Annotated in this window: 19 protein-coding genes and 1 tRNA gene; 12 read left to right on the forward strand and 8 right to left on the reverse strand. The window is 70.5% G+C overall.

From position 1 onward, the window contains the following. Positions 1 to 91: 91 nt before the first annotated feature. The 3 genes from ACTWOL_RS13780 to ACTWOL_RS13790 all read right to left on the reverse strand — a co-directional run bounded on the left by ACTWOL_RS13780 (position 92) and on the right by ACTWOL_RS13790 (position 1,909). Positions 92 to 661: an acetate uptake transporter gene (locus ACTWOL_RS13780; RefSeq protein ID WP_474296970.1), complete on the reverse strand. Its 570-nt coding sequence runs from the start codon at positions 659 to 661 to the stop codon at positions 92 to 94. A gap of 166 nt (positions 662 to 827) precedes the next feature. Then, entirely contained in the window at positions 828 to 1,349 is a 522-nt protein-coding gene (locus ACTWOL_RS13785; protein ID WP_474296971.1) for a universal stress protein, read from the reverse strand. Between the two features lie 425 nt (positions 1,350 to 1,774). Next, positions 1,775 to 1,909, reverse strand: coding sequence for a hypothetical protein (locus ACTWOL_RS13790; protein ID WP_474296972.1), 135 nt, complete (start codon positions 1,907 to 1,909; stop codon positions 1,775 to 1,777). Between the two features lie 412 nt (positions 1,910 to 2,321). Here ACTWOL_RS13790 and ACTWOL_RS13795 point away from each other — a divergent pair, with 412 nt between their 5' ends. From ACTWOL_RS13795 to ACTWOL_RS13810, 4 genes are all read left to right on the forward strand, one after another. Next, positions 2,322 to 3,506 carry a helix-turn-helix domain-containing protein gene (locus ACTWOL_RS13795; protein WP_474296973.1) on the forward strand — a complete coding sequence of 395 codons (1,185 nt, stop codon included), beginning with the start codon at positions 2,322 to 2,324 and terminating at the stop codon, positions 3,504 to 3,506. A 103-nt stretch (positions 3,507 to 3,609) separates the two neighbouring features. After that, positions 3,610 to 4,212, forward strand: a complete 603-nt coding sequence (orn, locus tag ACTWOL_RS13800) for an oligoribonuclease (RefSeq protein ID WP_474296974.1) — start codon at positions 3,610 to 3,612, stop codon at positions 4,210 to 4,212. A 137-nt stretch (positions 4,213 to 4,349) separates the two neighbouring features. Beyond that, positions 4,350 to 4,422 (forward strand) — tRNA-His (locus ACTWOL_RS13805). 176 nt (positions 4,423 to 4,598) lie between these two features. Then, positions 4,599 to 4,751, forward strand: coding sequence for a hypothetical protein (locus tag ACTWOL_RS13810; protein ID WP_474296975.1), 153 nt, complete (start codon positions 4,599 to 4,601; stop codon positions 4,749 to 4,751). A 56-nt stretch (positions 4,752 to 4,807) separates the two neighbouring features. Here ACTWOL_RS13810 and ACTWOL_RS13815 read toward each other — a convergent pair whose 3' ends face one another. Together ACTWOL_RS13815 and ACTWOL_RS13820 are read right to left on the reverse strand one after the other, a co-directional pair. After that, positions 4,808 to 5,392, reverse strand: coding sequence for an HD domain-containing protein (locus ACTWOL_RS13815; protein WP_474296976.1), 585 nt, complete (start codon positions 5,390 to 5,392; stop codon positions 4,808 to 4,810). Between the two features lie 13 nt (positions 5,393 to 5,405). After that, complete coding sequence (locus ACTWOL_RS13820) at positions 5,406 to 6,518, reverse strand: helix-turn-helix domain-containing protein (RefSeq protein WP_474296977.1); 1,113 nt, start codon at positions 6,516 to 6,518, stop codon at positions 5,406 to 5,408. A 132-nt stretch (positions 6,519 to 6,650) separates the two neighbouring features. Here ACTWOL_RS13820 and ACTWOL_RS13825 point away from each other — a divergent pair, with 132 nt between their 5' ends. The 3 genes from ACTWOL_RS13825 (at position 6,651) to ACTWOL_RS13835 (ending at position 9,112) form a co-directional block, all read left to right on the forward strand. Further along, positions 6,651 to 6,869: a hypothetical protein gene (locus ACTWOL_RS13825; protein ID WP_474296978.1), complete on the forward strand. Its 219-nt coding sequence runs from the start codon at positions 6,651 to 6,653 to the stop codon at positions 6,867 to 6,869. A gap of 341 nt (positions 6,870 to 7,210) precedes the next feature. Continuing rightward, positions 7,211 to 8,314, forward strand: coding sequence for a methyltransferase domain-containing protein (locus ACTWOL_RS13830; protein WP_474296979.1), 1,104 nt, complete (start codon positions 7,211 to 7,213; stop codon positions 8,312 to 8,314). Between the two features lie 384 nt (positions 8,315 to 8,698). Continuing rightward, positions 8,699 to 9,112: a cytidine/deoxycytidylate deaminase family protein gene (locus ACTWOL_RS13835; protein ID WP_474296980.1), complete on the forward strand. Its 414-nt coding sequence runs from the start codon at positions 8,699 to 8,701 to the stop codon at positions 9,110 to 9,112. Positions 9,113 to 9,267: 155 nt separating this feature from the next. Here ACTWOL_RS13835 and ACTWOL_RS13840 read toward each other — a convergent pair whose 3' ends face one another. Beyond that, positions 9,268 to 10,344, reverse strand: a complete 1,077-nt coding sequence (locus tag ACTWOL_RS13840; protein WP_474296981.1) for a LacI family DNA-binding transcriptional regulator — start codon at positions 10,342 to 10,344, stop codon at positions 9,268 to 9,270. 225 nt (positions 10,345 to 10,569) lie between these two features. On the opposite strand from ACTWOL_RS13840, the gene ACTWOL_RS13845 reads away from it, so the two are divergent. The 4 genes from ACTWOL_RS13845 to ACTWOL_RS13860 all read left to right on the forward strand — a co-directional run bounded on the left by ACTWOL_RS13845 (position 10,570) and on the right by ACTWOL_RS13860 (position 15,348). Continuing rightward, on the forward strand, positions 10,570 to 11,883 hold the full coding sequence (locus ACTWOL_RS13845; RefSeq protein ID WP_474296982.1) for an ABC transporter substrate-binding protein: 1,314 nt from the start codon (positions 10,570 to 10,572) through the stop codon (positions 11,881 to 11,883). Further along, entirely contained in the window at positions 11,880 to 12,899 is a 1,020-nt protein-coding gene (locus tag ACTWOL_RS13850; protein WP_474296983.1) for a carbohydrate ABC transporter permease, read from the forward strand. Before ACTWOL_RS13845 ends, ACTWOL_RS13850 begins: the two co-directional genes overlap by 4 nt. 84 nt (positions 12,900 to 12,983) lie before the next feature. Continuing rightward, a complete protein-coding gene (locus tag ACTWOL_RS13855) occupies positions 12,984 to 13,844 on the forward strand; it encodes a carbohydrate ABC transporter permease (RefSeq protein ID WP_474296984.1) in 861 nt (286 codons plus the stop codon). 94 nt (positions 13,845 to 13,938) lie between these two features. Next, positions 13,939 to 15,348: a GH1 family beta-glucosidase gene (locus ACTWOL_RS13860; protein ID WP_474296985.1), complete on the forward strand. Its 1,410-nt coding sequence runs from the start codon at positions 13,939 to 13,941 to the stop codon at positions 15,346 to 15,348. Positions 15,349 to 15,602: 254 nt separating this feature from the next. On the opposite strand, the gene ACTWOL_RS13865 is transcribed toward ACTWOL_RS13860, so the two are convergent. Beyond that, complete coding sequence (locus tag ACTWOL_RS13865; protein ID WP_474296986.1) at positions 15,603 to 16,988, reverse strand: sensor histidine kinase; 1,386 nt, start codon at positions 16,986 to 16,988, stop codon at positions 15,603 to 15,605. Between the two features lie 118 nt (positions 16,989 to 17,106). Further along, a complete protein-coding gene (locus ACTWOL_RS13870) occupies positions 17,107 to 17,796 on the reverse strand; it encodes a response regulator transcription factor (protein ID WP_474296987.1) in 690 nt (229 codons plus the stop codon). 78 nt (positions 17,797 to 17,874) lie between these two features. Between ACTWOL_RS13870 and ACTWOL_RS13875 the strand changes: the two genes are divergently transcribed. Beyond that, positions 17,875 to 18,420 (forward strand): hypothetical protein, encoded by a 546-nt coding sequence (locus ACTWOL_RS13875; protein WP_474296988.1) that lies wholly within the window; start codon positions 17,875 to 17,877, stop codon positions 18,418 to 18,420. Positions 18,421 to 18,535: the final 115 nt, after the last annotated feature.

The following is an 18,535-nucleotide window of genomic DNA, read 5'->3' on the forward strand; positions in this document are numbered from 1 at the left end:
GCACGGCGATCCCCCCTGCGCACGCCACCAGTGCGCAGGGGGGATCGCTCTTTTCGTCGCCGGCGTCGCCCTCACACCGGCCGGTGGCCGCTCAGCCGGTGGCCGTCACACCCCGGCCGGCGGCACGTCCCGTGAACGTGGGCCAGTGCGCCAGCGACGCCGTGGCCCCGTACCAGGCCGCGAGACCGGCGACCGCTCCGGCCCAGCCACCGGCCTTGGCGAGGCCGTCGTTGCCCGTGAAGGAGGCGATGGCGAGCAGCAGCATCGAGACGCACAGCAGCCCGTACACGCCCTGGCCGAAGATCCCGCTGCCCGAGGAGGCCGCGGTGAGGGTGAGGGCCAGCAAGGCGAACAGCAGCAGGAAGAGTCCCGCGGCCTCCGCCGAGACCTGCGTACCGGCACCGGCGCCCCAGGTGAACCAGAAGGCGCCGAGTCCGGCGAAGGCCGTACCCGTACCGCCGTTGCCCGCGCGGAACTCGAGCAACCCGACGACGAACAGTGCGACCCCGCCCACCCAGGTCGCGAGCGATGCGGCATCCGATGCCGCGACATTGTCGATCACACCGGTGTTCCCGAGGCCGAAGGCCAGTAGGGTCAGGCCGAGTGCGAGGTGGCCGAGAGTGGTTGACGTGGCGCTTCCCGCGGAGACTTCGTTGTCCACGGCGGGCTCCCTTCATGCGCGCTTAGGTGCTGCATCCCAGCCACGGATATCTACCCTTCACAAGCGCACAATCCACCTGTACGGGTGAGTAGATCTGACGGTCGTCAAAAAGTTTCGAACGCGCTGCGACCTGGACGGACAGGGCCGTGAAGGGCAGGTGTGACGGCTACGGGATGACGATGACGGGCCGCTGGGCACGACGTGCGAGCCGGCCTGCGACGGAGCCGAAAATGCGGCCCACGATGCCGTGCGTCGAGCCGACGACGATGGCGTCCGCCGAATACTCCCGGCCGACCTCCTCGAGCTCGTTGCAGATGTCCCCGCCGCGCTCCACGAGGATCCACGGGACCTCGGAGAGGTAGTCGGCACAGGCGAGCTCGAGTCCGAGCACCTCGGTGCGGTGGTCCGGGACGTCCACGAAGACGGGCGGCTCACAGCCCGCCCAGACCGTCGTGGGCAGGCGGTTGGCGACATGAACGATGATCAGGCCCGAACCGGCGCGCCGTGCCATGCCGATGGCGTACGCCAGAGCCCGCTCGCTGGAGGTCGATCCGTCGAAGCCGACGACGACCCCGTGCCGGAAGGCGGGGTCGCAGGAATGGCGTGCCTCTTCCGCCGCCTGCAGATCCGACAGGGGGTCGGCTACCTGCTTGCGGTCCGCGGGTTCGGAGAATTCGTGACCGGCCATCGGTGTCTCGGCTTTTGGGTCCTCATGGGAGGGCGACGGTGGGCGGCGGAGCTGTGTCCGGGAATCATCTTCCCAACCCCATACCCCCAAGGGTACGGCGACACTCCTCCCCTGCCCAGAGGCGACGGCCCTACTCACAGCGTTCCACGGAGCATGCACGAGCACGCTCCGTATGGCAATGGCAGCTGCCTGATACAGGCTTCACCCGCGGTCCCTCCAACCTCGGCAGCCCCGACGGCCCCGCGAGCACCGTGCGCACCCGCGCACCGCCGTGACGGGAAGACACACGGAGAGGACACATGGCGAGGCTGTACCGCCGCGACGACGCCCCGGGTTTCCGGGCCCGGCCCGGCTGCGTACGACCGCCCGGAGCGACGCCCCGGCGAGGAGCCGGCATCGCGAGCGGGGGCCCGGCGACGGAACGTTCAGGCATCGGCGCCCGATTCGCGCACCCCGGACGGCTTCTGCTCGCCCCGGGTTCCGTGGCTGTTGTCACACTCGCCCGAACCACCGAGCACCGGGGCATCCCAGCGGGGGAGCACGGGGGCGGATGGCGGCATGAACGGAACGCTCCGGGCGACTTGACGAATTCGCAAGCACTTACCCGCATGTTTTCAGCCAACTTCACGTCTGCGGCTGATCCTTGCCTCAGCGACCCGCCAACCCCCTTGCCACCAGGCAAGAAAAGACCGCCGCGGCCGCTCGCACCCTACGGGGACGGGCCATGCATGTGAGGCGCACTTCCCTGCACGGCCCACGAGTGCAACGCTTCGTGATCGAATGCTTCGCGCCAAGTGCCCATGTCGACAATGTGCCGGATTCAGAACTTGTCACGCCGGTCGCGACAGGACGCAGTAGATTCGATCATGAGTATCGAAGACTGGGGGCCCGTGCAAAACCGAGGGGAAACGTGCAGGAGCGACACGCCCGACACGAACGGGGAGACGCGAACACCGAGGGGGGCTTAGCGCCATGAGTCAGGACTCCGCCGCGCCGGAGGTCGCACGGAAGCTTTCCGGGCGCCGCCGCCGGGAGGTTGTCGCGGTGCTGCTGTTCAGCGGCGGTCCCATCTTCGAGAGTTCCATCCCGCTCTCGGTGTTCGGAATCGACCGCCAGGATGCCGGAGTTCCCCGCTACCGGCTGCTCGTATGTGCCGGTGAGGAGGGCCCCCTGCGGACCACGGGGGGACTCGAACTCACCGCGCCGTACGGGCTGGAAGCCATCGGCAGGGCAGGCACCGTCGTCGTACCGGCCTGGCGCTCCATCACCTCTCCACCGCCTCCCGAGGCGCTGGAGGCACTGCGCCGTGCCCACGAGGAGGGCGCACGGATCGTGGGGCTGTGCACCGGGGCGTTCGTCCTCGCCGCCGCAGGGCTGCTGGACGGCCGGCCGGCCACGACCCACTGGATGTACGCACCGACGCTGGCCAAGCGCTATCCGTCGGTCCACGTCGATCCGCGTGAGCTCTTCGTCGACGACGGCGACGTGCTCACCTCCGCGGGTACAGCGGCCGGAATTGATCTCTGCCTCCACATCGTCCGCACGGACCACGGGGCCGAGGCCGCCGGAGCGCTGGCGCGCCGGCTGGTGGTGCCGCCGCGGCGCACCGGCGGGCAGGAGCGCTACCTCGACAGGTCTTTACCAGAGGAGATCGGCTCCGACCCGCTCGCCGAGGTCGTGGCCTGGGCCCTGGAACATCTCCACGAGCAGTTCGACGTGGAGACGCTGGCCGCGCGCGCGTACATGAGCAGGCGGACCTTCGACCGCAGGTTCCGCTCGCTCACCGGGAGCGCTCCCCTGCAGTGGCTGATCACCCAGCGGGTGCTGCAGGCGCAGCGGCTGCTGGAGACCTCCGACTACTCGGTCGACGAGGTCGCGGGCCGCTGCGGGTTCCGCTCGCCGGTGGCTCTGCGCGGGCACTTCCGGCGCCAGCTGGGCTCCTCGCCCGCGGCGTACCGGGCCGCCTACCGGGCCAGGCGTCCGCACGGCGAGCCCGGAACGGGTGAGCCGGCGGTCCAGGGCGGGGTGCCGCAGCCGCGGCGTGCCCCGGCCGGGCCGGGCACGGTCCCGGCGGGCGCGCCGGACGGCGGGAAGCCCGTCTCGGACGCGTACGCCTCCGGGCGTCCGGCGCTTCCGGGGCAGCGGAGCGCCACCTGAGGTATCGCAGAAGGCCGGCCGGCGGCCGGGGGCAGGTGGGGGCGCACAACCGGCGCCCCCGCGACAGCGACCCCCGACCGCCGGTCGGCCTAAGGTAGGACGCATGAACGATCGCATGGTGTGGATCGACTGCGAGATGACCGGGCTCTCGCTGACGGACGACGCACTCATCGAGGTGGCCGCGCTGGTCACCGACTCGGAACTGAACGTGCTCGGCGACGGCGTGGACATCGTGATCCGACCGCCGGACTCGGCGCTGGAAACGATGCCCGAAGTGGTGCGGCAGATGCACACCGCGTCCGGGCTGCTGGCCGAGCTCGCCGCCGGCACCACGCTCGCCGACGCCGAGGAGCAGGTCCTCGCCTACGTCCGCGAACACGTCAAGGAGCCCGGCAAGGCCCCGCTGTGCGGAAACTCGGTCGGCACGGACCGCGGCTTCCTGCTGCGCGACATGCCGAAGGTGGAGGAGTACCTCCACTACCGGATCGTCGACGTCTCCTCGGTGAAGGAGCTGGCCCGCCGCTGGTATCCGAGGGCGTACTTCAACAGTCCGGAGAAGAACGGCAACCACCGGGCCCTCGCCGACATCCGCGAGTCCATCGCCGAACTGCGCTACTACCGCGAGGCGATCTTCGTCCCGCAGCCCGGCCCGGACTCGGACACGGCGAAGTCGATCGCGGCGCGCCATGTGCTGCCTGCCCAGTAGGCCCACCGCGGCCGCCCGCATCCAGGCCGTACGGCCTGGATGCGGTCCCTCGCCAGGGGCGCCGTAAACATGTGCGCGAGCACCCTCCTCGACCCTGTACACTTTTTCTCGGCCGGTCGGGAAAACGACCGGTCATGGTGGGTGTAGCTCAGCTGGTAGAGCACCTGGTTGTGGTCCAGGATGCCGCGGGTTCGAGTCCCGTCACTCACCCTGAATGATCAAGGCCCGGCCTGGGAAAACAGGCCGGGCCTTCTTCATGCCGGAGACTTTGGCCACGCGACGGGAACACGGATCCCCGGAGCCCGGTCCTATCGCCGGCCCATGGTGAGCACCAGGAAGCGCAGGACGACGTACGGCTCCGCAGCCTGGTGAGGCCCGGGCGCTCCGTGCAGCGGGATGACCAGACGGACACAGCCATCGCCGACCATGCGGCTCGCCTCGACGTGCCGGAGAAGAGCCGGTGGCCGCTGCCGTCGTTGGCCGCGCTCGTGGCAGTCGCGGGCCTGATTCTGTCGCTGTACCAGCTGACCGCCCGCTGAAACGAGGACGCCCCCTGTCTGGTCCTCCGGGTTGGCAAGGGGCATTTCGGCGTGGTTCAGGTCGCAGGCTTCTCGCCCAGCGCGGCGCGCAGCCACTCCAGCGGCCCCTGGCTCAGCAGCTCGTCTGCCAGCCTCTGACCCGTCTCGGTGACGATGCGGCCGCGGCTGTTGTCGATCCACCGCTGAGCGCTCTCGTATCCCTGGGACCTGTACTCCAGGCCTTGCAGCATGCACTCCAGCTTGTCCGCGTCGCGCGCGCAGACCGCCTCGCGAGTCTCCTTGGATTCGTACTCCGCGACGAGATCGCGAACCATCGACGCCAGATGGCCCGGCATGCCGGACACCTGGTCCGCCGTCACAGCCTGCGGGTCGGCCCCGGTGGAGTACTTCTTGCCGAGGTGGTTCACGTCGCCGGTGCGGGTCTCCTGCGAGTCGTGCCACACCGCCAGGAAGGCAGCACGAGCCGGGTCTGCGCCTTCCAGTTTGGCGATGATCGACGCGATCAGCGAGGTGCGCCAGGCGTGCTCGGCGACGGATTCGGGGTCGCGTACCCCGGCCATCCACCAGCCCGTGCGGCGCGTGTGCTTGAGCGTGCCCGCCTCGTACAGAAAGTGCGCCACCGCGGACAGGTCGTCAGCCACAGCTGGTCTCCTCTCACGCCTCGGAAAGGCGGATCGCGTACCGGATGTTCTCGAGCTCGCGGCGAGCCCTCGCCGACAGCCCGCCGCTATCCAACATCACGGGGAGTCGATCACGTAAGGCGCGCCCGGCTCCGCTGGAGCGGAGGAGGTTCGGCCGGGAGGCGAGAAGAGTCCACATGGTGTGGACATTGAGATCGAAGAAGCCGTGCTCGGGGGTAAGGCCACGCACCAAGTGGTGGAGCAGCCTGTCGCCAGGCCAGTTGCGGGGGTCCTCGGTGGCGATGAAGTCGTCTGACAGCTGTACGTGGGTCGCTTCACCGATCCAGTACGCCCAGTAGTTGAGGTTTGCGACCTCGCTCGCGTCATCTCCGTCCAGGGTGCCGATGAAGTACGCCATGCGTTCACGGTCCCCTTGTCTCGCTGCTACTGCAGCCACGGAGCGGGCGTTCAGCCACTGCGTCAGCCAGTCGTCGGGCCGGTCTGTGCGCTGCTGGTGGGCAAGCCACTCGCCGGTATCCGGAGCGACGTCGTACCCGGCCAGATAGAGAGCCTGGCGGCGGAGCAGGAACTGGTGGGGACCACGAGCGGTCTCGGCGGTCCGCCGCATGCGGGAGAAGAACCGATGGCGATTGCCGGCCGGCAGCTCCGGGCCCTTTGGCACCGGGCCCCGGCGCGGCCGGGAGGGCTCGGGCAAGTCCCGCAGCGGGGTGGGGGTAACGCCGTTGAGGGGCCAGGTGAGGACTTCTACGACGTCGCGCTGCATCACCCACGCGCCGAGCGGATCCTCATCGGCCGGCGCCTCCTCGCCCAGTGCGCTCGCCAGCAGCACGTCGGCTTCCATTGCTCGCTCGAGGGCGAGGAGGAGAGTCGGCGCGGCGCCGAGCTGGAGTAACCGGTGACGGTGGACGAGCATCTGGCCCACGGGCACAGCGATAAGGGGCCGGCGCCCGGATTCCCACCCGGCGACCGTGTCCGCGGCGACCCTCATGCGCTCGGCGAGCGCCTCCTGGGTAAAGCCGAGCTGCTCGCGGACCAGGCGCAGGACGTAGCCGGAGATGACGCCGCCGCGATGGCGCACGGTGGTTCCCTGACTGCCGGTCGGGGTGGATCGGTTCCTGCTGCCCATTGCGCTCCCCTTGGCCCATCGGCAGCGGAGGGATACACGTACTCGCGGTCACTACTTCCGGAGCGCTCCGCTTTCTACCGTTGTAGTCAATCAGTGACAGCGAGCAACTCAGCGTAGTCGAAGGATCCCACCGTGAATGCCAATGTCCAGAGTTCGGCGCCAGCGCTCCCGCCGATCCGCGCTCTCACGCAGCGGCAACAGCGCGGGATGGACTGCGTGTTCTGCTGCGTCGTCCTCACCTCCCCGACGGCCGTCGACATCCCCGGCGAGCACTGGTTCCGCCGCCTGGACATGCGCACCCGCTGGTTCCCCCGCCGGTGCCGCAACTGCCCGAAGGGCGGCCGCTCGTGATCTGCGCGCAGTGCCAGCAGGGGATCCGACGCGACGAGGAGTACGAGACGCGGGACATCCATGCCGCGTCGGCCGCCGGCACCGTCGTGCACTTCCACGTCGTGTGCCCTGAGCAGCCACGTCGCTGAGACTCCCGCCCGCCGGACTGCGGCGGACCGTACGGGCGGGCACACTGCACTACGTCCGCCGAACCGTGAACGGCCCCACCACAACAGGAGGTCAGAGCATGAGCGACAGCGGCAAGCACGCCGGGCAGCCGAGTGACAAACCGTGGACGCCCCCGCCGAGCCCGCCGTCGCCCGACGGCAGCGGGCCGAGCAAGGTCACGGAGGACTGACGTCGTGACGACTGCCCGAATGGGCGGGCACGCCGCGCTCGTGCAGAGCCTGCACGAGCGCGGTCTGCTCGACCCCGACTGGCGCGCGGTGTGGGAGCGGGTGCCGCGCGAGCAGTTCATCCCGGCCCGCGCATGGCGGCAGGACCCCGACGGCTGCACGCTGCTCTCGCCACCTGATCGACTCGCGCTCATCCACTCCGACGCCCCGGTCGTGGTCCAGCTCGACGACGGCGGCGAGGACGGGCCCGGCATCGCGACGTCGTCCAACTCGCAGCCGAGCATGGTCGCCCGGTCGCTCGGGCTGCTCGGGCTCGCGGACGGTGCCCGCGTGCTGGAGATCGGCACCGCTACAGGGCACGTCGCGGCGCTGCTGTCCGAGCGCCTCGGCGACGCGAACGTGTTCAGTGTCGAGCTCGACCCCGCGCTCGCCGCGCACGCCGAGGCCACACTGCACGCGGCCGGGTACCGGCCCAACCTGCGCTGTGGAGACGGCGAGGCAGGGTGGCCCGATGCCGCCCCGTTCGACGCGATCCTTTCGACATGCGCCCTGCGCCACATCCCGGCCGCGTACGTCGACCAGGTGCGCCCCGGCGGCGTCATCGTCGCCCCGCTCGCCCGCGAGTTCTGGAGCGGCGCGCTCGTGCAGCTCACCGTGCAGCACGACGGCACCGCGACAGGCCGCTTCCATGGCGGCGCCTCGTACATGCCAATGCGCTCACACCGGGCCGCCGACGGCGTCCCGGTCGACGATGCGACCGCCCGGATCCGGCAGACCCGCCTTGGCGCGCCCGGTCTACTGCACCTCGCGTTCGCACTGTTCGCCGGTACCCGACTGCCGGGCGTCCGGCTTTGGCACAGCACGGGCCCGGCCGACGTACAGGTGTGGGCGCAGGCTCAGGACGGCTCGGCAACGACGGCGGTCGCTGGTGACGTGTGGGAGTACGGGCCACGTGATCTGTGGTCCGAGATCGAGCGGGCGCACCGCGACTACGTCGACCTCGGTTCACCGCCGTCCGAGGCGTTCGGGCTCACTGTGCGACCGGAGGGCGAGTACCTGTGGTTGCACACACCGGACAACGTCCTCGCACCGATGCTTGAGCCCCGGTAGGCGGTCCGGCTGCCCCGGCCGGCCTGTCGCCCCCGTCCCGCCGGCCGGGGCTCACCCCACGAGGTCCACGAGGTTGGGGGTGAGGTGCGAACATGAAACGGAGCCCACCCCTCCGCATACGGCCCTCACGGAATCACCTCCCCAGGCCGACCGCGAGGTGTCCGCGGCGCCCCCGCTTCGGCGGGGCGTTGTCATGCCCGCATGTTTCGGATAGAGCCTTTTCCACTCACCCGGTGCCTGACACGAGGGCCCAGGCCTCGCCGCGCACTACCTTGTGTGAGACCGCAGCGGATCTCCGGCCCGTCAGCACGAGCACCCACAACTCGCTTGCGTGCCCTCGCCGCTCAGGGAAACGTCGCCCGACACCCGACGGAAGCGGAGAAGATGACCACGCAGGCCCACCACGTCGACCACGAGCTCATCCAGGCCGCGGCTCATGTCGCCCGCACGCGTTGCCGGGGCGACAACCACACCATGGCGGCAGCGGCTCGCGCGGGGGACGGCAGGATCGTCACCGCGGTGAACGCCTATCACTTCACGGGTGGTGCCTGTGCCGAGCTGGTCCTCATCGGCACGGCAGCAGCTCAGGGGATCTACGAGCTGGACACCGTCGTCGCCGTGGGTGACCGTGACCCCGGGGTCGTTCCCCCGTGCGGCCGGTGCCGTCAGGTCCTCCTCGACTACTTCCCGGCGGTCAAGGTCATCGTCGGCGCGCACGACCGCGTCCGGACCGTCTCCATCGCCGAACTGCTGCCCGAGAGCTATGTCTGGGCCGACCACCGGGTCGACGCCGGGTAGACCCGCGGACGCCCGACAGGACAGCCAGGGGTGCGGTCGAGCACCCCGATGCAGCCGCTGCCCGTGACCGGGCGGGGCACGTGCAGCCGCTGCCCGTGACCCCGCCCGGCCCCGCCCGGATGTTGATCCGGAGCTCGGGCCGCGGCGAGGACCACTCACGAGGACTCGCGGACCACCAGCTCCGTCGGCAGGATCAGCTGGGGCCGCTCCCCCGTACCGCGGGCAGCGATCTGATCGAGGAGGAGTCCGGCCATGGCCCGGCCCATCTCCTCGATCGGCTGGCGCACGCTCGTCAGTGCCGGGTCCATGTGGCGCGCCACGGCGGAGTCGTCGAAGCCGACCAGGGCGACGTCCTCCGGGATGCGCCGGCCCGTCCCGCGCAGGACCTGCCGGGCACCTGCCGCCATCACATCGGATGCGGCGAACACCGCGTCCAGGGCCGGGCTGCGCTCCAGGAGGGCCGCCATGGCGCGTCGACCGCCCTCCTCGGTGAAGTCGGCGGGTTCGATCAGCTGCTCGTCGGGGGTGAGGCCCGCGGTGCGCAGAGCCTCGCGGTAGCCGTCGAGCCGGCACTGGGCGCCGTACACATCGAGACGGCCGGTGATGGTGGCGACGGTGCGGCGACCGCGGGAGAGCAGATGGTCGACGGCGGCCCGGGCACCGCCCGTGTTGTCGGAGTCGACGGCGGCCAGCGGCTCGTGCGCCGAACGGCGGCCGCTGATCACGGCCGGGATCGTGAGCTGTTCCAGCAGTTCGGGCAGCGGGTCGTCGGCGTGCACGGACACCAGCAGGACCCCGTCCACCCGGTCGGCCGCGAGGTACTGGGCGAGTCTGCGGCGCTGCGGCTCGGAGCCGGCGAACGTCAGCAGCAGCTGCATGTCGGTGTCCGCGAGGGCGGAGCCGACGCCGCGGACGATGTCGGAGAAGTACGGCTCGGCGAAGAAGCGGGCTTCCGGCTCGGGGACGACGAGGGCGATGGCGTCGGTGCGGTTGGCCGCGAGTGCCCGGGCGGCGCGGTTGGGCACATAGCCCAGCTCGGCGACCGCGGCCTCGACCGCGGCCCGGGTCGTGTCGCTGACCAGCGGGGAGCCGTTGATCACCCGGGAGACCGTGCCCCGGCCGACCCCGGCACGGGCGGCGACCTCCTCCAGGGTCGGCCTGCGCCCGCTCCGGCTCTGGGCTCCGGTGGCCGAAGCGCCGGGCCGGGCACCGGTATTCCGGCGTTCCACCATGTTCCACCTCCCTGTGGTCCGCTGGGCGTGAACATAGCCCGCCCGGTGCCTTGACACCCCTCCGGGGAGCCGCGACCCTTCAACACATCACTCATGGGAGCGCTCCCACTGTACCTGGCCCATTCAGGACCCGCACGTTCCCCGCCCGAGCCGCACGCTCCAACGAACGTTCGCAACACCCCAGTTGGCCGGGGGGTCGGCACGTCAGGGCACTAGGAGGACGCAATGCGCAAGGCCGTAATCCTCGCGGTCGCCGCGGCGCTCGGCGCCGGGCTGCTGGCAGGCTGTGCCGAGGACAGCGACGCCCCCGCCGGCACCGGCACGAAGGGCGGGGGCGACGCCGGGGGCAAGACCACGATCACGGTGGGGGTCTTCGGTGCCTTCGGGCTCAAGGAGGCCGGGCTCTACGACGAGTACATGAAGCTCCACAAGAACGTCGTCATCAAACAGACCTCGATCGAGCGCAACGAGAACTACTACCCGCAGCTGCTCACGCATCTGGGCACCGGCAGCGGGCTCGCCGACATCCAGGCCGTCGAGGTCAACAACATCGCCGAGGTCACCGCCACCCAGGCGGACAAGCTCGTCGACCTCGGCAAGGCACCGGGAGTCGCCAAGGACAGCTTCCTGCCCTGGAAATGGGCGCAGGCCACGGCCAAGGGCGGGAAGACGGTCGGTCTCGGCACCGACATCGGCCCGCAGGGCATCTGCTACCGCAAGGACCTGTTCGCCAAGGCCGGGCTGCCCACGGACCGCGAGGCCGTCGGCAAGCTGTGGGCGGGCGACTGGAACAAGTACCTGGCCGTGGGGAAGCAGTACCGGGCGAAGGCGCCCAAGGGCACCGCCTTCGTGGACTCCGCCTCCGGCGTAATGGCCGCGATCACCGGCAGCAGCTCCAAGCGCTTCTACGACGACAGCGGCACCGTCATCTACAAGACCAACCCCGCTGTGAAGGAAGCCTGGGACACGGCCGCCGCGTTCGCGACCGGGAAACTGACCGGAAGGCTCCAGCAGTTCACACCCGCCTGGGACCAGGGGTACGCCAACGGCTCGTTCGCAACCGTCTCCTGCCCGGCCTGGATGCTCGGCTACATCGTGGACAAGGCCGGAGCGGCGGGCAAGGGCAAATGGGACGTCGCCCCGGCCCCCAAGCCCAGCAACTGGGGCGGCTCGTTCCTGGTGGTTCCGGAGGCGGGGAAGAACAAGGAGGAGGCCGCGAAGCTCGCGGCCTGGCTCACCGCTCCCGAACAGCAGGCGAAGCTCTTCGAAAAGCGCGGCAGTTTCCCCAGCGCATCGGCCGCCTATGCGCTGCCGGCCGTGACCGGCGCCGCACACGCGTACTTCGGCGGAGCGCCGATCGGGCAGATCTTCTCCAAGGCGGCCGAAGGCATCCCCGTCACGGTGGTCGGCCCGAAGGACCTGGTCATCGCCCAGAACCTGGCGGACGTCGGCATGCTCCAGGTCGACCAGAAGGGCGCGTCCCCACAGGAAGGCTGGGACGCCGCGGTCAAAGCCATCGACAACGCGCTCGAGCAGTGAGCGGACCCCTGGCCGGTACGGCGGGTGACGCCCGCGCCACCGCGCCCTCCTCAGGGGAGGGGGGCGCGGCCGCGACCGGGGACACCCTGGATTCCGAGAGGCGCCGGGCACGGCGCAGTCGCCGGTACCGGCGGGACCTGCGGTGGAGTCCGTATGCCTTCGTCGCGCCGTTCTTCGTGTTCTTCGCGGCCTTCGGGCTCTTCCCGCTCCTCTACACCGGCTGGGCTTCGCTGCACCGGGTGGAGCTGACGGCTCCGGACGACATGGAGTGGGTGGGGCTGGCCAATTTCTCCCGTCTGCTGGAAGACGAGTTCTTCTGGAACGCGCTGGGGAACACCTTCACGATCGGGCTGATGTCGACGGTGCCCCAGCTGCTCATGGCGCTGGGCATCGCCCATCTGCTCCACTACCGGCTTCGCGGCTCGATGTTCTTCCGGGTCGCCGCGCTGACTCCGTACGCCACCTCGGTGGCCGCGGCGACGCTCGTCTTCGTGCTGCTCTTCGGGCGCGACTACGGAATGGTCAACTGGGCGCTCGGGCTGGCCGGGATCGACCCCGTGGACTGGCAGAACGGGGCGTGGACCTCGCAGATCGCGGTCTCGACGATCGTGATCTGGCGCTGGACCGGATACAACGCGCTGATCTATCTCGCGGCGATGCAGTCGATACCCGGTGATCTGTACGAGTCGGCCGCCCTCGACGGGGCCTCTCGCCGGCAGCAGTTCCTGCATATCACCGTCCCCTCGCTGCGGCCGACGATCCTGTTCACCTGTGTGGTGTCGACGATCGGCGCCACCCAGCTGTTCGGCGAGCCCCTGCTGTTCAACGGGAGCGCGGGCGCGACGGGCGGCGCGGACCACCAGTTCCAGACCCTCGGGCTCTATCTGTACGAGCAGGGCTGGGTGAATCTCCATCTCGGCCGGGCGTCGGCCATCGCCTGGACGATGTTCCTGATCCTGCTGCTGATCGGCGCGCTGAACGGGCTGCTCGTGCGCCGGCTCCGCAAGAGCGTCTAGGGGGCTGATGTGCTGACGACAGAACGGACGAGGTCCCTGGGGCGGCGAGCGGGCCGGCGCGGGGCAGGCCGAAGCAGGGCACGCATGGCAGGCCGGAGCGGGCCGGGGAGGAACGGGGCGGGCCGGCAGCTGCACGGTGGACGGATCACGTACGCCGTACTGATCGTGTTCACCGCGGGCTCGCTGTTTCCCCTGGTGTGGACGGCGGTCGCGGCGTCACGGACCAGCGGCCGGCTGGCGCAGACTCCTCCTCCCTTCTGGTTCGGGGGCAACCTCTTCCGGAATCTGGAAGTCGCCTGGACCGATGCCAACATGGGCACGGCACTGCTCAACACCACCGTCGTGGCGGGGACGGTCGCGACCGGCACGGTCCTCTTCTCCACCCTCGCCGGCTTCGCCTTCGCCAAGCTCCGCTTCCGCTTCAAGAACCTCCTTCTGCTGCTGGTGATCGGCACGATGATGGTGCCGCCGCAGCTCAGCGTCGTGCCGCTGTACATGCTCATCGCCGAGCTGTCGTGGGCCGACCGGCTCCAGTCCGTCATCCTCCCCACGCTCGTCAGTGCCTTCGGTGTCTTCTTCATGCGCCAGTACCTGAGCGAGGCACTGCCGACGGAGCTGATCGAGGCCGCCCGGGTGGACGGCGCGAGCAGCCTGCGACTGGTGTGGCACGTGGTCTTCCCGGCCGCGCGGCCCGCGATGGCGGTCCTCGGGATGCTGACGTTCGTCATGGCCTGGAACGACTTCTTCTGGCCGATCATCGCGCTGACCCAGCACGGCAGCCCCACCGTCCAGGTGGCCCTCACGGGGCTCGGCAGGGGCTATATCCCCGACCAGTCGGTGATCATGGCCGGTGCCCTGCTGGGCACGCTGCCGCTGCTCATTGCCTTCACGATCTTCGGCAAGCAGATCGTCGGCGGCATCATGCAGGGCGCGGTCAAGGGCTGACGCGGACCGCCGTCCGCGGCCCCCTCGCCCCTGGCGTCCTCACGACCTCGCCCTCTCATCCCCCGTTTCCCGCACACACGTTGGGAGCTCCTCCATGTCCGTCAGCTTTCCGCCCGGGTTTCTGTGGGGCACCGCCACGGCCGCCTACCAGATCGAGGGAGCCGTCACCGAGGACGGCCGCACCCCGTCGATCTGGGACACCTTCAGCCACACGCCGGGCAGGGTGGAAAACGGGGACACGGGCGACGTCGCCGCCGACCACTTCCACCGGCGCGCCGAGGACGTCCGGCTCATGGCCGGCCTCGGGATCAACTCCTACCGCTTCTCGGTCTCCTGGCCACGGGTGCAGCCCACCGGCCGAGGGCCCGCCGTCCAGCGCGGACTCGACTTCTACCGGGCGCTCGTCGACGATCTGCAGGAACACGGCATCACACCGGTGCTCACCCTCTACCACTGGGACCTGCCGCACGAGCTGGAGACGGCGGGCGGCTGGCCCGAGCGGGACACCGCGAGCCGCTTCGCCGACTACGCCCGTATCGTCGCCGATGCGCTGGGCGACCGCGTCGAGCGATGGACGACCCTCAACGAGCCCTGGTGCAGCGCCTTTCTGGGATACGGATCCGGTGTGCACGCCCCCGGCCGCACGGACCCGGTGGCCGCGCTGCGCGCCGCCCACCACCTCAACCTCGGCCACGGACTGGCCGCCCAGGCTCTGCGCGGCACGCTCCCGGCACGCGCCCAGCTCTCGGTGAGCCTCAACCCCAGTGCGGTCAGGGCCCGTACGCCGTCGGCGGCCGATCTGGACGCGCGACGCAGGATCGACGCGCTGGCCAACAGGATCTTCACAAGTCCGATGCTCCACGGCGCATATCCCGAGGACCTCCTCGCGGACACCGCCCACCTCACCGACTGGTCCTTCGTCCACGGTGACGATCTGGCCGTCATCGGGCACCCCCTCGACTCGCTCGGCATCAACTACTACTCACCCGCTGTTGTATCAGCGAGCACTGACAGTGACCGTCGGGCGAGGGAGCGCAACGACGGCCATGGCGCGGCCGAGCACTCCCCCTGGCCCGGGGCCGACTCCGTCGCCTTCCACCAACCGCCGGGCGACATCACCGAGATGGGCTGGTCGGTCGACCCGAGCGGGCTCTACGACCTGCTGATGCGCTACACCCGTGAAGTGCCGGGACTGCCCCTGGTGATCACCGAGAACGGCGCGGCCTTCGCCGACAAACCGTCCGCGGACGGCAGCGTCCACGACCCCGAGCGGATCCGCTATCTGCACGGCCATCTCCACGCCGTGCACCGGGCGATCACCGACGGCGCGGATGTCCGCGGCTACTTCCTCTGGTCACTGCTGGACAACTTCGAGTGGGCGTACGGCTACGGCAAGCGCTTCGGCGCCTTCCACGTCGACTACGAGACCCAGGCCCGCACCCCGAAGTCCAGCGCCCACTGGTACGGGCAGCTGGCCCGGACAGGGGTGCTACCGGACTGCTGACGACCGGCGACGGGGTGCGCTGGTGGGTCTAGGGGGCTTCTGACGGATCTCCGCGACGTCGCGACGCCCGGCACGCCCCCACGGCCTTACGGCGTGGGAGGTACCCCCACTCGCCGCACCGGCCGAAAGCCCAAGTACGTCCCGTACGAGGGCTTCCAGCCGGCATTCCCCCAAGCTCTTCGAGCAGGGTGTGCCCCCAGAGCAGCACCGGACGCCGCTCCTTCCTCCACGAAGATCCATCAGAAACCCCTAGCTCAGCCCCTGCGCTTGCGCCGGCCGGCCCTGCTGCCGAGCCGCCTCTGCGACGCACCGCGCGCCCCGCCGTCGAGACCGATCCAGATCCGGACCTCCGTACCACCGAGCACGGAGTGCCCGATACGGACATCGCCGCCGGTCGACTCCGCGACCCGCCGCACGATGTCCAGCCCCAGTCCCGTCGAACCGTCCCTGCCGGAGCTGTTGCCCCGTGCCAGCGCCGCCTCCGGGTCGGCGATGCCGTGCCCCGCGTCCGAGACCAGCACGATCACGGCGTCGTCCCCGTTGTGCACGTCGACCGAGAAGGCCGTGCCCTCCGGGGTGTGGCGGAAGACATTGCCGAGCAGGGCGTCGAGTGCGGCGGCCAGTTCGGGCCGTGCCACCGGGATGCGCACCGGGCGGTCCACACCGGCGAGCCGCACCTTGCGCCCCTCGTCCTCCGCGAGCGCCGACCAGAACTCCATGCGCTCGCGCACCACTTCGGAGACGTCGCAGCCGGCCCCCGGCCCCGTGGCCTGGGTCTGCGGCTTCGCCTCGCGCGCGGTACGGATGATCGTGTCGACCTCGCGCTCCAGCTGTGCCACCGCCGCACGGGTCTGCTCCGCGGCGGCCCCCTCACCGAGCGAGGCGGCGTTGAGCCGGAGCACCGTCAGCGGGGTGCGCAGCCGGTGCGAGAGGTCCGCGGCGAGCTCCCGTTCGTTGGCGAGGAGCTGTACCACCTGGTCCGCCATGGAGTTGAACGCGACGGCGGCGGACCGCAGCTCGGTGGGGCCCTCCTCCGGGACCCTGGCACCGAGCTTGCCCTCGCCGAGCTCGTGGGCGGCGCCCGCGAGGCGCTGCGCCGGCTGCACCATCCGTACGCCCAGCCGGTCCGCCACCGCGACCGAGCCGACGATCAGCGCCACACCGACCGCCGCGAGGACCAGCCAGGCGGTGGTCACGCCCTTGCCGACCTCCTCCTCGGGCACGAACACCTCGACGACGGCGATCTGTCCGGAGCTGAGCGCGGTCGGCTGGAGTAGCGCGGAGCCGTCGGGGACCTCCGCGGTGGAGGCCCGGCCCATCTGCTCGGTCGCGCTGATGTCCTGTACGACGGCCCGCCGGACGCCGATCTCCAGCTGCTGGTCGCCGGTCTCATCGGAGGCGGGGATGTGGAGGGCCATCCGCCCCGCCGCGCCGGCCTGGGTGGAGGCGACCGCGCGTTCCAGCTGGTCGCGGTCGGTGGTGATGGAAAGGGTGGGGCCGATGGCGGCGGCCTGCCGTTCGGCATTGGAGAAGGCCCGGTCCCGGGCCATCTCCTGGATGACGATTCCGAGCGGTATCGCGAACGCGATCACGACCATCGCCGTGACCGCCAGGGACACCTTGACGAGCGCCCATCTCATGTCTGTCGGTTCTCCCCCGGAGCGGCCGCACGGGCGGCGCTCCCGTCGTCGACCGCGCGGCACGGCGGTGCGGGAATCGTCGTGGTCCGCGGTGGCCGGGCGGCCGCGGGTACGGCGCTCACTGCGGCGGCTCCAGCTTCACTCCGACCCCCCGGAGGGTGTGCAGATAGCGGGGGCGGGCCGCGGTCTCCCCCAACTTCCGCCTCAGCCAGGACAGATGGACGTCGATGGTCTGGTCGTCGCCGTACGACTGCTGCCAGACCTCGGCGAGCAGTTCCCTGCGGGGTACGACCACACCGGGCCGTCCGGCCAGGAAGGCGAGCAGGTCGAACTCGCGGCGGGTGAGGTCGAGGCGGGTGCCGTCGAGTTCCGCCTGCCGGCGCAGCGGGTCGATCGACAGTCCGCCGACCTGGATGACCCTGCCGGGCGGGGCCTCGTCCGCGGTGGCCCGGGACCGTCTGAGCACGGCGGCCATCCTCGCCGACAGGTGCTCCACCGAGAACGGCTTGGTGAGGTAGTCGTCGGCACCGTCGTTGAGCAGCCGTACGATCTCCGTCTCGTCGTCCCGTGCGGTCGCGATGATGACGGGTACGTCGGTGATGCCGCGGAGCATCTTCAGCGCCTCCGCCCCGTCAAGATCGGGCAGCCCGAGGTCGAGAATGACCACGTCGAAACGGAAATGGGCCGCTTCGCGCAGCGCCTCCAAGGCCGTCCCGACGCTCCGTACGGTGTGGGAAGCCTCGGTCAAGTGCCTGATGAGGGCGGAGCGCACGAACTGGTCGTCCTCGACCACGAGCACACTTGCCATGGGCCGCACCGTACGCCATCCGGAGGAACCGGGTCCCCCTTGGGACAGGCGTGACGGGTGTGGTGCAGTATGGGCTCGATGCGGAGAGGACTCATACACGCCCTGGCGTGGTCGCTCGCCACGGGCGCAGCGGTCACGCTGTCGTGGTGGGGTGTCCACACGGTGATGGCGGGAACGGCCTACGACCGGCCCCGGGCGCTGCCGATCACGACGGACGGCCGGACCACACAGGCCGCACCACCACAGTCGTCCCCCGCGCCGCGTTCCCCCTTGCCCCCGGCGGCCTCCGGCGACGCGAAACCCGGCAACAGTCGTGCGCCGTCGGCGTCTTCGACCCCTGGGGGCAGTGGGGGCGGCGGAAAGCCCGCTCCGGCCAAGCCGCCGTACGCGGCGCCGCAACGGGGGAACGTGAAGAGCTACACGGTCGAGGGCGGCCGGGTCGCGTACGACATCGGACCCACCTCGGCGGAGCTGGTCTCGGCGACGCCGTCCGGCGGCTGGACGATGCAGATCTGGAAGCAGACGACCTACATCCGGGTGACGTTCTCTCAGAACGGCCGGGAGATCGACGTCTTCTGCACCTGGCACGACACCGCGCCCCGGGTGCAGATCGAGGAGCGCTGAGCCCTCACGCGGGCGGACGAGCGGCCCGGGCAGCGCATACCCCATGGCAGGACGAGCGGCCCTGGCACGGCGCTCCCGGAAGACCGGTGCCCGTGCCGAGGCCGGTGGCCTTGCC

Source organism: Micromonospora sp. IBHARD003 (assembly GCF_056106285.1).

Excerpts from the sequence above, each read along its gene's own strand:
- ACTWOL_RS13840 (WP_474296981.1), bottom strand. The coding sequence starts at position 10,344 with ATGGTGGAACGCCGGAATACCGGTGCCCGGCCCGGCGCTTCGGCCACC.
- ACTWOL_RS13835 (WP_474296980.1), top strand. The coding sequence starts at position 8,699 with ATGACCACGCAGGCCCACCACGTCGACCACGAGCTCATCCAGGCCGCG.
- orn (WP_474296974.1), top strand. The coding sequence starts at position 3,610 with ATGAACGATCGCATGGTGTGGATCGACTGCGAGATGACCGGGCTCTCG.
- ACTWOL_RS13860 (WP_474296985.1), top strand. The coding sequence starts at position 13,939 with ATGTCCGTCAGCTTTCCGCCCGGGTTTCTGTGGGGCACCGCCACGGCC.
- ACTWOL_RS13795 (WP_474296973.1), top strand. The coding sequence starts at position 2,322 with ATGAGTCAGGACTCCGCCGCGCCGGAGGTCGCACGGAAGCTTTCCGGG.
- ACTWOL_RS13855 (WP_474296984.1), top strand. The coding sequence starts at position 12,984 with ATGGCAGGCCGGAGCGGGCCGGGGAGGAACGGGGCGGGCCGGCAGCTG.
- ACTWOL_RS13865 (WP_474296986.1), bottom strand. The coding sequence starts at position 16,988 with ATGAGATGGGCGCTCGTCAAGGTGTCCCTGGCGGTCACGGCGATGGTC.
- ACTWOL_RS13790 (WP_474296972.1), bottom strand. The coding sequence starts at position 1,909 with ATGCCGCCATCCGCCCCCGTGCTCCCCCGCTGGGATGCCCCGGTGCTC.
- ACTWOL_RS13870 (WP_474296987.1), bottom strand. The coding sequence starts at position 17,796 with ATGGCAAGTGTGCTCGTGGTCGAGGACGACCAGTTCGTGCGCTCCGCC.
- ACTWOL_RS13845 (WP_474296982.1), top strand. The coding sequence starts at position 10,570 with ATGCGCAAGGCCGTAATCCTCGCGGTCGCCGCGGCGCTCGGCGCCGGG.
- ACTWOL_RS13820 (WP_474296977.1), bottom strand. The coding sequence starts at position 6,518 with ATGGGCAGCAGGAACCGATCCACCCCGACCGGCAGTCAGGGAACCACC.
- ACTWOL_RS13875 (WP_474296988.1), top strand. The coding sequence starts at position 17,875 with ATGCGGAGAGGACTCATACACGCCCTGGCGTGGTCGCTCGCCACGGGC.
- ACTWOL_RS13785 (WP_474296971.1), bottom strand. The coding sequence starts at position 1,349 with ATGGCCGGTCACGAATTCTCCGAACCCGCGGACCGCAAGCAGGTAGCC.